Source organism: Flavobacterium algicola (genome assembly GCF_022399565.1).
GTDB classification, from domain to species: domain Bacteria; phylum Bacteroidota; class Bacteroidia; order Flavobacteriales; family Flavobacteriaceae; genus Flavobacterium; species Flavobacterium algicola.
The window spans coordinates 929,879-944,769 of sequence record NZ_JAJTUT010000001.1 but is presented as its reverse complement, the minus strand read 5'-3'; the positions used below and the strand labels follow the sequence as shown (position 1 = coordinate 944,769).

The window sequence follows — 14,891 nt, the reverse complement described above, 5'->3', positions numbered from 1 at the left end:
TCTTGATTGGCGTTTTCCGTTTTATGCAGATATAAAATGTATTGATATAATTTACACACTGTAAACTTCTCAAAATAGTAAAAAATGAAACTCGCTATTAAATGCATTCTTAATATGGTGTAAAAACAGATTTTATTGCAGTCTAAATTTGCTATTTTTGTTAGGCTTACTAAACGCACTCTTATGAAAAAAATACTCTTATTAATGACAACTATTTCCGCTTTGGGACAAAATGCACCCAAATACCCACAGACACAAAAAGGAACAGTAAACGATACTTACTTTGGTACTTCGGTTGCAGATCCATATCGCTGGCTAGAAGACGACCAATCTGCTGAAACTGCAGCTTGGGTGAAGGCTGAAAATGAAGTTACCTTCAATTATTTAAAACAAATACCTTTTCGTGAGGCTATTAAAAACCGATTGGAGCAATTATGGAATTACGAAAAAGAAAGTGCTCCCCGCCAAGAAGGAGATTTTATTTACTATTATAAAAATGATGGTTTGCAAAATCAATCTGTGATGTGGCGCAAGGACAAAAAAGGAAAAGAAGAAATCTTTTTAGACGCTAACACCTTTTCCAAAGATGGTACTACTTCTTTGGGAGATATTAGTTTCTCTAAAGACGGATCTCTAGCAGCCTACTCTATTTCTGAAGGAGGAAGTGATTGGCGAAAAGTGATCATTATAAATGCAATAACAAAAGAAAAAATTGACCAAACCTTATTGGATGTCAAATTCAGTGGACTTTCATGGTTGGGTAATAAAGGATTTTATTACTCAAGTTATGAAAAACCAGTTGGTAGTGAATTGTCTGCAAAAACAGATCAACATAAATTATTTTTCCATGTCTTGGGAACGCAGCAAAAAACAGATCAAGTAATTTTTGGGGATAAGCAAAAGCGCCGCTATGTAGGTGGTTATGTTACAGAAGATGATCGTTATTTAATTATCTCTGCAGCCAATTCTACTTACGGGAACGAATTGTACATTCAAGACTTAATAAATAAAAATAACAGCTTGGTTACTGTTGTTGGTAATTTTGATAGCGCTAACAATATTATTGATAATAATGGAGAAACGTTATTTGTAGAAACTGATTTAGGTGCGCCAAACAAGCGCATCGCGACTTTTACTCTAAAAAACCCAACTGTTGAAAACTGGAAAGATTTTATACCAGAAACTGAAAATGTATTAGAAATCAGTACAGGTGGTGGCTACTTTTTTGCACATTATATGAAAGATGCTGTGTCTTTTGTAGAACAATATGATGTAAAAGGTGCCAAAGTACGAACATTAGAATTACCTGATTTAGGAACAGCCTCTGGTTTTAGCGGTAAGAAAAAAGAAAAAACCCTTTATTACAATTTTGATAATTATACGACTCCATCAACAATATATCAGTTCGAGGCAGAGACGGGTAAATCAATAGTTTATCGTAAATCAAAGGCTAAATTTCAATCTGATTTGTATGAAACACATCAGGTTTTTTATACTTCCAAAGATGGGACCAAAGTGCCTATGATGATTACGTACAAAAAAGGTCTTAAGCTTGATGGAAACAATCCAACAATGTTGTACGGTTACGGTGGTTTCAGTATAAGTTTGACACCTAGCTTTAGTATAGCAAATGCAGTCTGGATGGAAAACGGAGGGATTTTTGCGGTTCCAAATCTTAGAGGTGGAGGAGAATATGGTAAAAAATGGCATGATGCAGGTACTAAACAACAAAAACAAAATGTGTTCGATGATTTTATAGCAGCTGGTGAATATCTTATCGCTAATAAATATACATCAAAAAAATACTTAGCAATTCGCGGTGGTTCAAATGGTGGCTTGCTTGTAGGTGCAGTGATGACACAACGCCCTGATTTAATGCAAGTAGCTTTGCCAGCTGTCGGAGTACTAGATATGTTACGTTACAATGCTTTTACTGCAGGAGCGGGCTGGTCATATGACTACGGAACGGCTCAAGATAGTAAAGAAATGTTTGATTACCTCAAAGCGTATTCTCCCGTACATAATGTGAAGTCTGGCGTAACTTATCCAGCTACGATGGTAACTACAGGTGATCACGATGATCGTGTGGTGCCAGCGCATAGTTTTAAATTCGCTGCCGAATTGCAAAGCAAGCAAACAGGCGACAATCCAACACTTATTCGTATAGATGTCAAAGCAGGGCATGGAGCAGGTAAATCAGTAAAGGCAACGATTGAAGAGAATGTCGATATTCAAGCTTTTACGCTTTACAATATGGGAATCAAAAGCATACCATTTAATAAGTAGGAGCATCAATTATAGAAATCATAAATAGTTTTGTCCTGCTCTGCGCTATATCTCTTGCATTTGCTATCGCAACACAAGAGGATGCCGCTGCGATCACGGCTAACTATAAAATTTTGGTTTTTCAGTATAATATTCCAAAAGATTTTGGATGTTGTTATAATAGTAAAATTGAGGATTGTCCTTAAAATGGGACCGCCTGTACTGAAATTAAAAGGGATTCTGAAAAGAGTTCCTTTTTTTTTGTTTTGCAATTTTAAAGGATTCAGAATTGCTCTAAAATCAAAAAAGCCATTCACAATTAAGTGAAAAGCTTTTCATTGGTCTAACTACTAAACCGAGATCAGTTAACTAGACTGATCACAACACAACTAATTTTAGATACCATATATTGGAAAAAAAAGTCTTCTATTTCTAAAAGACTTTTTCCAATTTTGCGGTCTGGACGGGACTCGAACCCGCGACCCCCTGCGTGACAGGCAGGTATTCTAACCAGCTGAACTACCAGACCATGCGCTATTTAATTTTGTTTCTTTGGTTTCGAATATATCAATCCCTAAAAACGGTCAATCCAAAATAATTTAAGTTTAAAAATAAGAATCTACAATCTGTAAAAGCTTTTTGATAAACCAGAGATTAGTAAACTAGACTAATCAATTTGCAAATAAACTAAGTTGCGTTCTATTGGAAAAAAAAGCCTCTCATTGCTGAAAGGCTTTCCCAATATTCGCGGTCTGGACGGGACTCGAACCCGCGACCCCCTGCGTGACAGGCAGGTATTCTAACCAGCTGAACTACCAGACCTACTGCGTTATTGCGGTGGCAAAGATACAACAGATTTCTGTTTCTGCAAGCGCTTTTACCAATTATTTTTAATTATTTTTTTAAAAATTATCCAAACTTTTGTTTTTCAGCTAGATATGTGAGTAATATTTTTTCAAAATCATCAGCGATATCAACTGGTACATACCTAATACGGTTCTGCGCGCAGCTTAATGCAATCTGTTTAAAATATTTTTCTGCTTCTTTTTTATAAACTTCCTGAACATTGTCGGAAAAAAGAGCGACTTCTTCTCCTGTTTCCACATCAATGTATTTTCGCGGTCTATTGTCAAAATCAAAATTTAATTCTGTTTTGCGATCTATTACATGAAAGAGAATCACTTTATGATGATTATGACGTAGATGTTGTAAGGCTTCAAATAACTTTTCATCGTCTTCTAGTTGGAACATATCTGTAAAAAGTATGATCATAGAACGGCGATGCATTTTCTCGGCGATTTGATGCAAAAATGAGACAGTATCTGTTCTTTTAGTTATTTTCTGCTTTTGCAAAGTTGTTTCTAGTTGATTTAGTAACATTCGATGATGACGATCGCTACCTTTTTCTGGTGCGTAGTAGTCATAATCATCAGAGAAAATACTTAAGCCTACTGCATCACGTTGTTTTTTGAGCAGATGCATCAGTACGGCTGAGGCTAAAACAGAAAAGCCAATTTTATTTTCGTAAAAATTTTGCTTCGAGTCTAGGTTCGGGTAATGCATCGAAGAGGAATTGTCCAGTATAAGATGGCAACGCAAATTGGTTTCCTCCTCAAATCGTTTGGTGTAAAGTCGATCGGTCTTTGCAAAAAGCTTCCAATCTATGTGTCGGGTACTCTCGCCTACATTATATAGTTTGTGTTCTGCAAACTCTGCAGAAAAGCCATGAAACGGACTTTTATGCATGCCCGAGATAAATCCTTCAACAATTTGATTGGCCAAAAGCTCCAAATTTTGAAAACGTGCTATTTTTTCTAATTGTGAATCAATCTTCATATCTCAAATGTATTAAAAAAAATTACCATCTATTATACAAGCATACTATTTTAAAATGATAGTTGCACTAATAATCTCGCAGCTCATTTTTTATTAAAGAATTATTGTAACATCATTTTTGGTGCTTTCTTGCAATAAAAAAACAGCTAATCTCTACTTGTCCCAAAGTTTTAGGACTACGAAAATTCATCCCACAATAATTACAAGGATCAAATATTTTTTTTACAACCAAGCACAAAAAAAAGGCTTGACTAGCGTCAAACCTTTTTTTATATAAATTATAATCTTACGATTATAACAAAGCGTCTAAACTATCTGCGTAAGTTTGCTTAGGAGCTACTCCTACTTGCTTTCCTACTACTTCTCCGTTATGGAAAACTAATACCGTTGGAATGTTTCTTACACCGTACTTAGCTGCAAATTCTTGGTTTGCATCTACATCTACTTTACCAACTACAACTTTACCTTCGTAATCGTTGCTTAATTCTTCGATGATTGGTCCAACCATTCTACATGGTCCACACCAAGCTGCCCAAAAATCTACTAAAACTGGTTTGTCTGATTTCAAAACTACTTCGTCAAAAGTAGCATCTGTTATTGCTAATGCCATATTATTTATCTTTTATAGTTTACCCTTAATTGATTGTATAGGGTAAAATGGTTAACGAGTTTTAAACTCAAGTACAAATTTAGAGATTAAATACAAATCAATCACTAATATTAAATTACTTTTAACTATTTCTTTATCGATAAATTTTATTAAAAATAGGGTGGTGGTACTACTTCAGCTGTCTGTATATTCTAATTGGTGATGATTTTTTGGTAAGAAATACTTGAAAATGTAGATCACTTTATGACAAGAATTTGATGCTATATTTCAATGATAGCAGTGAGTCAAGAGTAGAATGACAACGGAAAATAGCCTCGATTATTATTAGTAAAAAAAATAATTGTATTTTTATCGAGTATTAAGTCTAATTGAAATTCAAAACCTTGAAGTATTTCGCGCTTTTTTTAGTTATTTTATTTTTTAATTCCTGTCAGTATTTTGACAAGTCAGCAGCTACAGAAAAAGAGTTGTTACAAAAGGAGTTAAAGTCAATAAATTGGAAAGAAGTGGATGAATATCCCTCATTTGTTGATTGCAACCAAATAGAAGGCAAAACGGAGCGTCAGCAATGCTTCTTTCAATTTTTAACGGAATTAATTCAGGAAAAAATTCGCATCGATACGCTTTCTACAATGTATCCCGAACTTGATACTATTGAAGTGAAAGTAACTATTTTTCCCAATTCAAGAATACAGTTTGAGCCGTTGTTTCCCAAAGATTCGGTTGCTTATGATCGGGTGAAAATTGATAGTATTTTAAAACGACGACTTGTAGGGTTCCCGAAAGTAAGTCCTGCTATAAAACGTGGTATTCCTGTAAAAACTCAGTTTGTATTGCCCGTAATCTTAAAGATTGAATAATGCCTTTTACGTTTTCCCATGCGGCTGCCGTTTTACCTTTTCTCAAAAACCAAAAGTTATCTGCTTCGGCATTAATTGTTGGTACACTATCTCCCGATTTAGAGTATTTCTTTCGAATGAAAATGAAAAGCGAAATCAGTCATACTTTGCTGGGGATCTTTATTATAGATCTACCACTTGGATTACTAGTTTTATTTCTATTTCATCTCTGTATTAAAAATGCACTATTGGAGAATCTACCAACTTTTTTTCAATTTCGAACACAAGAGCTACAAGCTTCTAAATGGTTACAATATTTTAAAAATAATTTTTGGGTAATAATTGTTTCCTTTGTTTTTGGTGCCTTAACACATTTAGTTTGGGATTCTATGACGCATTGGGATGGATACATAGTAAGACGATTTACATTTTTGAACTCCGATTTTAATGGTGTTGCACTCTATTCCTATTTGCAATACATAAGTTCCGTAATTGGTTTAGTCTTTATGGCGATTTATTTCATCAAGCTTCCAGTTAATAATGAAATAACTTCTAAGATCAATGGCTTCTACTGGTTGTGGGTTCTAGCGATTTCTTCAATGGTATTCTTGATTAGACTTTCATTTGGAATTAAAAAGGAAGAGTGGGCAACTGTACTTGTAAGTGTGATAAGTGCTGTTTTTATAGGTCTTGTAATCGCGGGAATCCGAGAGAAAAATAAAGGAATTTGGTAAATGCTGTAGGCATCAAAAATCCAAATTTTAGTTAAAGTACCTTACGTTCTTAATAAGAAATCTAATCTTTGTACTACTAAGATTGAACGAAACGATATGAATTTTTAAATTCTCCGCTTCTATCTTCTTTGATTTTAATTATAAAGAATAACTTTTAAAGCACAATAATGCCATTTACATTTTCACATGCAGCAGCTGTTTTGCCCTTTTTAAAAAATGAAAAGGTATCTATTTCGGCGCTTATTGTGGGCTCTATTTCTCCGGATCTAGAATATTTTTTTAAGATGACCTTAAACAGTGAAAGGAGTCATACTTTTTTAGGGATATTCACAGTAGATTTACCCTTAGGGATGCTGCTCTTATTTATGTTTCATTTATTAATAAAAAAAGCTTTACTGCAAAATCTACCCAATTTCATTCAGGCTAGAACTCAGGAATTATTGCATTCAGATTGGATTCATTATTTTAAAAATAATTTCTTTACGGTTTTGCTTTCTTTTATTTTTGGAACCCTTACACACTTTTTATTAGATTCCTTAACACACAACAATGGGTATTTTGTTACGAGATATAGTTTTTACAGTGCCCCAGTTTTAGAAATCCCCTTATTTGGTTATGTTTATCGGTTTATGTCGTTTTTTGGCTTGGTTTATTTAGTCTATTACTTTTATAAATTGCCAGTTGTCAAACAATCCTTTAGTAAAATAAGCATTCCATATTGGCTTTTGACTGTACTTACTGCTGCTGCGGTTTATTACTACAGATTTAATTCTGGAATTGTTGAAGATCCTAGTTTAGAAATCAATCTTGTAGTACTAGTATCTTCGTTGGTAGTTGGACTGATTTTTTCAGGTCTGTTATTTGGAAGAAGGAAAGCTATTTAGAAAACGACCGACCTTTCCATTTATAGCTGCCAAAAATACTGTAAACAGCGACCGTCACCGACCAAAACGGATAGAGAATACTACTTGTGATTAAAAACTGATTACGCGACCTTAAAAATTTATTGGTCCTGACAATCAGCATTGTGTCGATGCAAACCTTGACTGTAAATAGGAGTAGCGCGATCCAGAAACCTAAAAAATAAAATGCCAATATTATAGATAGGTTTCCAGTGAAAACAAATATTCCTAAGAGTTTTCCAAATGTGCTATGGTAAGAACTCGTTTTGGCGGCCCAACGCACTCTTTGATAAAACAGTGATTGCCAATCATTCAATGGTTTTGTTGTGATAATTGTCTCTTGCGACTTTAAGTAGTGCACTTGATCTGATGCATAAGCAATGGCTTTTTGAAGTAAAAAAACATCGTCTCCGCTTGCAATTGAGTTATTACCTTCAAACCCATTTAATTCAAAAAAGAAAGTTTTCGAATAGGCAAAATTAGCACCGTTGCACATAAAACCATTTCGTACTCCGAAACTGCCAATTGTAGCGCCTTGTAAACTTGCTAAGTCCAATTGCTGAAAATGATGTAGAAATGAATTATTACATTGATAATCGACCGCTCCAGCAACCATTTTTACTTCATTATTTTGGATATATTGATCTAGAGTTGCTAGCCAGTTTATAGAAACTATGCAATCGGCATCGGTGGTGATTACCCAATCGCTCGTTACGGTTTGCATTGCGGTTACAATAGCGTCTTTCTTGGGGGATTTTGATATCCTTTTATTTACAATTAATTTAATTTTAAACTTGTGATTTGGAACTAAAAAGGTATCTATTGAATCGTCGTCGACCAAAATTACTTCAAAAAGATTAACGGGATAATTGAGTAGCGCTATACTGTTCAAAAGTGTAGGTAGGTTGTGCTCTTCATTTCGAAAAGGTACAATTATCGAAAATTTTGTTTTTGGTGCAACATCAGATTGTAACGGTTCCTTTATTTTTGCAAAGCCATAAACCAGAGCAAGTACGGCAAAATAATACATGAATATAAATACAACAACTGCAAACATAATGTACTTTTAAATTTGGTTGGTAGTGTTGCGAGAAGTTTTGAAATTTAGAACATAAAAGCTACCAAATATTACAGGAATTACAACATTTAAAAACCACATCAAGGTAGAGACGAAAATAATTACCCACTCGTTTACACCAAGAATTCCGAAGAAATAAATCGCTACGCTTCCTTTTACTGCAAAATCTAAAAACTGAAAAGTAGGTAAAGAGGAGGCTAGAAAATAAACACTAGTAACAGCCGACATTAAAGTCAAATAAGGTAAATCGACATCAAAAGCTATAAATAAAAAATAATATTGATGCGAAAAAACCAGGTAGCGACAGATTCCCAAAAAGATGTTCTTTTGGTGTATGCGTTTCGGAATTTCATTTATTTTACGAATTAATTTTTCGATAGAATATCCTTTAATAGTGATTTTTTTAATCGAAAAGATAAGTGCAACTATTATTAGCAAAGCCAAGAATATAAAACCGACTGTCTTTGTAGTGATTACATTATAAAGGGCATTGTAATATAGTAATCCAAATAATCCAATAATTATCGTGAGCACCATTTGAATACCGTTGCAAATGAGGTTTAGAAAAATAACTTGTTTGGTTTCGTTCTTTTCATAGTAAAGTGCTTTACCCGCGTATTCGCCCACACCGTTGGGGGTAAAGATTCCAGCGGTTAGAGCCGCGAGTACCTGCTTTGTTGCCTCCCTCACTGTGATAGGTTTTATAAATGAAGCAAGGTTTTGCCATTTTAAAATCTCAAAGTAGCGATTCAAGACACTTAACAATAATAAAAATCCAACTCCAGTAACCGATTTATTTTTGTTAAAGATCGAAATAAATTGAGCCCAATCTAGTTTGTCATTGTTGGCAAGCTGGTTGTAAATGAAATAAAAAGCGCCACCCACAATCAAAATTTTGACTAGAAGTACAAGGAATTGCTTAGTTTTGTGAGGAATTGAAATCATGAGTGCAAAGAACGTAAAAGTTTAAACTCGAAACATTAAATTAATAAAATCTTTTGGCAAACGAACGTATCATATTAGGGATTGATCCAGGAACTACAATTATGGGTTTTGGTATCATTCGGGTCATTAATAAAAAAATGGAATTTGTACAACTCAACGAATTGCAACTCTCTAAATATGATAACCATTATCAAAAATTAAAAATAATTTTTGAACGTACTATCGAATTGATAGACACACACAATCCTGACGAAATAGCTATCGAAGCTCCTTTTTTCGGGAAAAATGTGCAGTCAATGCTAAAATTAGGTCGTGCACAAGGTGTTGCTATGGCAGCGGGACTGTCGAGAGATATTCCTATTACAGAATACGAACCCAAAAAGATAAAGATGGCTGTTACCGGAAACGGAAATGCTAGTAAAGAACAAGTAGCCAAAATGCTGCAACAACTTCTAGGATTAAAAGTACTTCCAAAAAATCTAGACTCTACCGATGGATTGGCAGCTGCAGTTTGCCACTATTTTAACTCAGGTAAAGTGATTGGAGAAAAGAGTTATAGCGGCTGGGACGCTTTTGTAAAAAATAACGAAGCTCGTGTAAAAAAATAGGTTACGATTTTAATTTTTGGTTTATGTACTGCAAATTAAACCGTGACTGAATACAAAATAATATGTCTGGCATTTATATCCATATTCCTTTCTGCAAGCAAGCTTGCCATTATTGCGACTTTCATTTTTCGACTTCAATGAAGAAGAAAGACGAAATGATTTTGGCTATTGCCAAGGAAATCAGCATGCGAAAAAATGAATCAATAAATGAACAAGTCGAGACAATTTATTTTGGTGGAGGAACACCCTCTGTCTTATCGTTGGATGAACTTAATTATTTGATAGAAGCAGTTTATGCCAACTATAAAGTAATTGAGAACGCTGAAATCACATTGGAAGCCAATCCAGATGATTTGACCGAAGAGCGAATTATTGATTTTTCGAAAAGTAAAATTAACCGATTGAGCATCGGAATCCAGTCTTTTTTTGAAGATGACTTGAAGATGATGAATCGCGCCCATAATGCAACCGAAGCCAAAAAGTGTTTGCAAATCGCTACGCAGTATTTTGATAATATCTCTATAGATTTAATCTACGGAGTACCTGGAATGACAAGTGATCGCTGGAAAGAGAATATTGATACTGCTTTACAATTTGATATTCCCCATATCTCAAGTTATGCACTAACTGTCGAACCCAAAACGGCTTTAAAAAAATTAATCCAGACTGGTAAAATAGCAGCTCCCAACGATGATCTAGCACAACAACATTTTTTACTATTGGTAGATAGGCTACAAAATCAGGATTTTATTCATTACGAATTATCTAATTTTGGGAAAGAGAACTATTTTTCTAAAAACAATTCTAGTTATTGGTTGGGCAAAAAATACATAGGTGTCGGGCCTTCTGCCCACAGTTATGATGGAAAGTCGCGAAGTTGGAATGTAGCCAACAATGCATTGTATTTAAAAGATTTAGAGAATGGTACGCTTCCGAGCGAGACAGAAACACTATCAACTACAGATCGTTATAATGAATATATTATGACTGGTTTACGAACTATTTGGGGAGTTTCTCTAGAGCGGATTGAAGCTGAATTTGGAAATACTTATTTAAATTATTTACAAAAGCAGTCTAATAAATTCTTGTCTGATGATTTGCTAATTATAGAAAACAACATCCTTAGGCCAACATTAAAAGGTAAGTTTTTAACAGACGGTATTGCAAGTGATTTGTTTTATCTTAATTAATCAGTAAAATATCGACCAGCATAAACTACAAATTTGAAAAACTACGACTAAAGTTAGCTAGTCGAAATCAACCAAAAGATATTCAATATGAATCTGGAAACATACTATGAATTTTGTCTTTCGAAAAACGGAGTTACAGAGCATTTTCCATTCGATAAGAATACTTTAGTTTTTAAAGTAGGAGGTAAAATGTTCGCTTTGACTTCCTTACTTCAATGGGAACAAAATGCACCATCGATCAATCTTAAATGCAATCCGGAACGTGCACAAGAATTACGTGCAGAATACGATTCTATAGTGCCAGGCTACCACATGAGTAAGGTACATTGGAACACAGTTGCACTCAATCAGGAGGTAAATGATTTAATGGTCAAAGAATTAATAGAACATTCCTATGAGCTTGTATTTAACAGCCTGACTAAAAAGATGCAAATTGAAATTTTAAACGAATAATTTACCATTCGTCGATACATTTTGACCATTCAACTACCAAGTTAGAAAATGCAGCGAATACATTTAACGCTTTTGCTACATAATAGGTATCTTTAATTTCAAACTTATTATCAAGATACCATGAGCAAGGCGTTAAATATACTTTTAATAGAAGACGATGAAATTGAAGTAATGAAATTCAACAGAGTAGTTGGATCACTAAAATTAAATCATAAAATTATTGAGGCTAATAATGGTGAGGCTGCCATAGAGATTCTTAAAGTAAAAGATGTTGTTCCAGATATCATTGTTTTGGATTTAAATATGCCCAAGATTAATGGTATTGAATTTTTGGGAATTTTGAAAGCGGATGATTATTTAAAATACATTCCAACAATAATATTATCTACTTCTAATAATCAAAAAGATCTTTTAGAATGTTACCGCATAGGTATTGCAGGTTACGTAATTAAACCTTTGAAATACGATGATTATGTGGAGCGAATTACTAAGTTGGTAGAGTATTGGAGTTTGAATGAATTAATCACAAACTAAGTAAGATATGTACGGAATTGTAAATAAATCCATTGAAGATTTGGTTGTTGCCAATTTTGGACAAGACAAATGGGACGCTATTCATCTGAGAAGTGGAGTGGATATAGATTTTTTTCTTAGTAATGAGATTTACGATGATGATGTAACCTATAAAATCGCCACTGCTGTATCGGAAGAGATGGACATGTCTTTGAATGATGTTTTGGTAACTTTTGGCGAATGGTGGGTAATGCGCACAACCAAAGATAAATATCCAGGATTATTGGAATCTGGTGGTAATAATTTACGTGATTTCTTGGTGAATTTACCTAATTTTCACAATCGAGTTATGTTAATCTATCCAAAGTTGAGTCCTCCTGAATTTAAAGTTACAGATGTCGAAGAAGCAGGGTTGCATTTGCACTATTTCTCAAAACGTGAAGGTCTGCAAGATTTTGTTCGAGGAATTTTACAAGGACTAGGACAATTATATAATGCTCCCGTTACTCTAGAGTTATTACAGTCTAGAAATGAAGGGAGTTCACATGAAATATTCAAGATAAATTGGTAAAAAGATGGATAGTTTAGGAATAAAATTTAATCAAGACAGTTTTAATAGATTATTTCCGTTCTATATCCAGATCAGTTCCGATTTAAGAATCTTAAATTTCGGAAAAAGTATAGCAAAAGTTTGTCCTCATCTCAAAAAAGGAAGTTTGCTAATTGATTTTTTCGAAATCAAAAGACCACATTTAGAGGTTATTGCTTTTGATGAGATTACTCAAAATACAGATCAGCATATTTTAATGGAGCTGACAGAAAATAAACTTTTACTTCGTGGTCAATTTGAATTGCTAGATGATTCTGTATTGTTTGTAGGATCGCCTTGGTTTACAACAATGACAGAGGTAGTCAATAGACAATTGACAGTTACTGACTTTGCACATCACGATCCTTCGTTAGATTTATTACATGTACTTAATAATGCAGAAAATAGCTCGAAGGAATTAAAAGAATTGTTGCTCACTATAAACAGGCAGAAAAACGAACTTAAAAAGGATAAAGAAGAGCTGAACCGACTTTCGTACGTGGCTAGTGCCAATAGAAATGGTGTTGTCTTTACGCAATTAGACGGAACTATTTTTTGGTGTAATGATGCTTTTCAGAGAATTACAGGACTTTCTCAAGAAGAAATCATAGGGAGTACTCCAATTGAAATTGGAAAAACGGATAAAACGGACAAAGAAGAAATCAAAAAAATGATGGAAGCTTTTTACTCTGGCAAGTCGTTTGAAGTTGATTTGGAACATGCTCGCAAAAATGAAAATTCATTTTGGGCAAAAGTAAAGGCACAACCCATATTTGATGCTAAAGGACAACCAGCACAATATTTTGCAATATTAGAAGATATTTCACTCAAAAAGACATATGATGAAAGTCTTGAGATAGAAAAGGAAAAATACAGAAGTATTATTGCTAATATGAATCTAGGTTTGATAGAAGTCGACCTAGAAGATAATATCACCTTGGCCAATCAAAGTTTTATAGAGATGAGTGGTTATTCTCTAGACGAATTGATGGGTAAAAAAGCTAATTCTCTTTTTATAGATCCAGAGAGTCAGACAATATTAGATTCCAAGAAAGCACTGCGTTCTGAGGGTATTACCGATTCATACGAAGTAAAAGCTCTTAATAAAAATAAAGAAAAAAAGACCTGGCTTATAAGTGGTGCACCCAACTATAATATTGAAGGGGAGGTAATTGGTTCGATAGGAATACATTTTGATATTACCTCACAAAAAGAACAGGAACAACAGCTCTATCTATTATCACTAATTGCCGAAAAAAATATTAATGCAGTAATTGTATGCGATGCAAAAGGCAATATAGAATGGGCAAATACAAGCTTTTTCAAGATGTCGGGTTATTCTGAGGAGGAAATTTTAGGTAGAAAGCCAGGTAATTTGCTACAGGGAGAAGGTTCAAATCAAGAAACAATAGCCTATCTAGGAGGACAGTTATCAAAAGGGCTTCCTTTTAATTGTGAATTAATAAATTATTCAAAAAACAAACGGAAGTATTGGGTACGTATTCAAGGACAGGCGCTTTATGATAAAGAAGGTGCAATAACCAAATTCTTTGCAATTGAAGAAGATATAACCGCTCAGAAGATTTTGGAAGAACAAAAAGAAGGATTGATAACTGCCTTAGCCAAAACGAATAAAGAATTAGAAGACTATGCTCAAATAGTTTCACATGATTTAAAATCTCCTCTACGAAGTATCAATTCATTGATTAGTTGGATCAAAGAAGAGAATCAAGAAAATTTTACAATCGACACCAGTAAGTATTTTTCTTTAATCGAAAATAAAGTTGAAAAAATGGACCATCTAATCGAAGGTATATTAACGTATTCTAAGATAGATAAAGAAGAGACAAAAAGTGAGAACGTAGATACAAGCGATATTGTAAATACAATTATTGATATTATTCATGTTCCCGAGCATATCAAAATTAGAATTAATAATCAAATGCCCGTAATTAAGGCAGATCGTTTTCGTATTCAGCAAATGTTTCAAAATTTGATTGGCAATGCAGTCAATTATATTGACAAAGAAAACGGACTAGTTGAGATTGCTTCAGAAGAGTTTGACAGCTATTATGTGTTTTCGGTAAAAGACAATGGAGAAGGAATGCCAAAGGAAATTCATGCCAAGATATTCGAAACTTTTAAAGCGTTTACCACTAGTAAGCATTCCACAGGATTAGGACTGTCAATCGTGAAAAAAATTGTACAGTTTTACAAAGGAGAGATTTGGTTAGAAAGTGAGGTAGGAAAAGGAACGACCTTCTTCATCAAATTAAACAAATAAATCAGTTAATTATTCCGCTTGCATTTCGATAAATAAGAAGAATTT

General features: G+C 33.9%; 14 protein-coding genes and 2 tRNA genes. 10 read left to right on the top strand and 6 right to left on the bottom strand.

From position 1 onward, the window contains the following. Positions 1 to 183: 183 nt before the first annotated feature. Positions 184 to 2,286, top strand: a complete 2,103-nt coding sequence (locus tag LXH21_RS04095; RefSeq protein ID WP_239862936.1) for a prolyl oligopeptidase family serine peptidase — start codon at positions 184 to 186, stop codon at positions 2,284 to 2,286. A 434-nt stretch (positions 2,287 to 2,720) separates the two neighbouring features. Here the strand turns inward: LXH21_RS04095 and LXH21_RS04090 are convergent. The 4 genes from LXH21_RS04090 to trxA all read right to left on the bottom strand — a co-directional run bounded on the left by LXH21_RS04090 (position 2,721) and on the right by trxA (position 4,711). Beyond that, positions 2,721 to 2,794, bottom strand: a tRNA-Asp gene (locus tag LXH21_RS04090). Between the two features lie 219 nt (positions 2,795 to 3,013). Beyond that, positions 3,014 to 3,087: transfer RNA gene (locus tag LXH21_RS04085), tRNA-Asp, on the bottom strand. An 87-nt stretch (positions 3,088 to 3,174) separates the two neighbouring features. Further along, on the bottom strand, positions 3,175 to 4,101 hold the full coding sequence (locus tag LXH21_RS04080) for a DUF58 domain-containing protein (protein WP_239862935.1): 927 nt from the start codon (positions 4,099 to 4,101) through the stop codon (positions 3,175 to 3,177). A 292-nt stretch (positions 4,102 to 4,393) separates the two neighbouring features. Continuing rightward, positions 4,394 to 4,711 carry a thioredoxin gene (gene trxA / locus LXH21_RS04075; protein ID WP_108739444.1) on the bottom strand — a complete coding sequence of 106 codons (318 nt, stop codon included), beginning with the start codon at positions 4,709 to 4,711 and terminating at the stop codon, positions 4,394 to 4,396. A gap of 383 nt (positions 4,712 to 5,094) precedes the next feature. Here trxA and LXH21_RS04070 point away from each other — a divergent pair, with 383 nt between their 5' ends. From LXH21_RS04070 to LXH21_RS04060, 3 genes are all read left to right on the top strand, one after another. Next, the gene (locus tag LXH21_RS04070; RefSeq protein WP_239862934.1) at positions 5,095 to 5,571 is read left to right on the top strand and encodes a hypothetical protein; all 477 of its coding nucleotides are present in this window, start codon (positions 5,095 to 5,097) and stop codon (positions 5,569 to 5,571) included. After that, positions 5,571 to 6,284, top strand: a complete 714-nt coding sequence (locus LXH21_RS04065) for a DUF4184 family protein (protein ID WP_239862933.1) — start codon at positions 5,571 to 5,573, stop codon at positions 6,282 to 6,284. Before LXH21_RS04070 ends, LXH21_RS04065 begins: the two co-directional genes overlap by 1 nt. A gap of 167 nt (positions 6,285 to 6,451) precedes the next feature. After that, complete coding sequence (locus LXH21_RS04060) at positions 6,452 to 7,168, top strand: DUF4184 family protein (protein WP_239862932.1); 717 nt, start codon at positions 6,452 to 6,454, stop codon at positions 7,166 to 7,168. Here LXH21_RS04060 and LXH21_RS04055 read toward each other — a convergent pair. Continuing rightward, entirely contained in the window at positions 7,161 to 8,243 is a 1,083-nt protein-coding gene (locus LXH21_RS04055) for a glycosyltransferase (protein WP_239862931.1), read from the bottom strand. The genes LXH21_RS04060 and LXH21_RS04055 overlap by 8 nt on opposite strands. 9 nt (positions 8,244 to 8,252) lie before the next feature. After that, a complete protein-coding gene (locus tag LXH21_RS04050; protein ID WP_239862930.1) occupies positions 8,253 to 9,209 on the bottom strand; it encodes a lysylphosphatidylglycerol synthase transmembrane domain-containing protein in 957 nt (318 codons plus the stop codon). Positions 9,210 to 9,262: 53 nt separating this feature from the next. Between LXH21_RS04050 and ruvC the strand changes: the two genes are divergently transcribed. The 6 genes from ruvC to LXH21_RS04020 all read left to right on the top strand — a co-directional run bounded on the left by ruvC (position 9,263) and on the right by LXH21_RS04020 (position 14,846). Next, positions 9,263 to 9,817, top strand: a complete 555-nt coding sequence (gene ruvC, locus LXH21_RS04045; protein WP_239862929.1) for a crossover junction endodeoxyribonuclease RuvC — start codon at positions 9,263 to 9,265, stop codon at positions 9,815 to 9,817. A 62-nt stretch (positions 9,818 to 9,879) separates the two neighbouring features. After that, positions 9,880 to 11,007: a radical SAM family heme chaperone HemW gene (gene hemW, locus LXH21_RS04040; protein WP_239862928.1), complete on the top strand. Its 1,128-nt coding sequence runs from the start codon at positions 9,880 to 9,882 to the stop codon at positions 11,005 to 11,007. A gap of 87 nt (positions 11,008 to 11,094) precedes the next feature. Beyond that, complete coding sequence (locus LXH21_RS04035) at positions 11,095 to 11,460, top strand: MmcQ/YjbR family DNA-binding protein (RefSeq protein WP_239862927.1); 366 nt, start codon at positions 11,095 to 11,097, stop codon at positions 11,458 to 11,460. 120 nt (positions 11,461 to 11,580) lie between these two features. Continuing rightward, on the top strand, positions 11,581 to 11,994 hold the full coding sequence (locus LXH21_RS04030) for a response regulator (RefSeq protein WP_239862926.1): 414 nt from the start codon (positions 11,581 to 11,583) through the stop codon (positions 11,992 to 11,994). A 7-nt stretch (positions 11,995 to 12,001) separates the two neighbouring features. Beyond that, positions 12,002 to 12,544: a heme NO-binding domain-containing protein gene (locus LXH21_RS04025; protein WP_239862925.1), complete on the top strand. Its 543-nt coding sequence runs from the start codon at positions 12,002 to 12,004 to the stop codon at positions 12,542 to 12,544. 4 nt (positions 12,545 to 12,548) lie between these two features. After that, positions 12,549 to 14,846 carry a PAS domain S-box protein gene (locus tag LXH21_RS04020; RefSeq protein ID WP_239862924.1) on the top strand — a complete coding sequence of 766 codons (2,298 nt, stop codon included), beginning with the start codon at positions 12,549 to 12,551 and terminating at the stop codon, positions 14,844 to 14,846. The last annotated feature ends 45 nt before the right edge of the window (positions 14,847 to 14,891 follow it).

What these genes read in the sequence shown, in the direction of transcription:
- LXH21_RS04050 (WP_239862930.1), bottom strand. Translation starts at nt 9,209, where the DNA reads ATGATTTCAATTCCTCACAAAACTAAGCAATTCCTTGTACTTCTAGTC.
- LXH21_RS04020 (WP_239862924.1), top strand. Translation starts at nt 12,549, where the DNA reads ATGGATAGTTTAGGAATAAAATTTAATCAAGACAGTTTTAATAGATTA.
- LXH21_RS04060 (WP_239862932.1), top strand. Translation starts at nt 6,452, where the DNA reads ATGCCATTTACATTTTCACATGCAGCAGCTGTTTTGCCCTTTTTAAAA.
- LXH21_RS04025 (WP_239862925.1), top strand. Translation starts at nt 12,002, where the DNA reads ATGTACGGAATTGTAAATAAATCCATTGAAGATTTGGTTGTTGCCAAT.
- trxA (WP_108739444.1), bottom strand. Translation starts at nt 4,711, where the DNA reads ATGGCATTAGCAATAACAGATGCTACTTTTGACGAAGTAGTTTTGAAA.
- LXH21_RS04080 (WP_239862935.1), bottom strand. Translation starts at nt 4,101, where the DNA reads ATGAAGATTGATTCACAATTAGAAAAAATAGCACGTTTTCAAAATTTG.
- LXH21_RS04035 (WP_239862927.1), top strand. Translation starts at nt 11,095, where the DNA reads ATGAATCTGGAAACATACTATGAATTTTGTCTTTCGAAAAACGGAGTT.
- LXH21_RS04055 (WP_239862931.1), bottom strand. Translation starts at nt 8,243, where the DNA reads ATGTTTGCAGTTGTTGTATTTATATTCATGTATTATTTTGCCGTACTT.
- LXH21_RS04030 (WP_239862926.1), top strand. Translation starts at nt 11,581, where the DNA reads ATGAGCAAGGCGTTAAATATACTTTTAATAGAAGACGATGAAATTGAA.
- hemW (WP_239862928.1), top strand. Translation starts at nt 9,880, where the DNA reads ATGTCTGGCATTTATATCCATATTCCTTTCTGCAAGCAAGCTTGCCAT.
- LXH21_RS04065 (WP_239862933.1), top strand. Translation starts at nt 5,571, where the DNA reads ATGCCTTTTACGTTTTCCCATGCGGCTGCCGTTTTACCTTTTCTCAAA.
- LXH21_RS04095 (WP_239862936.1), top strand. Translation starts at nt 184, where the DNA reads ATGAAAAAAATACTCTTATTAATGACAACTATTTCCGCTTTGGGACAA.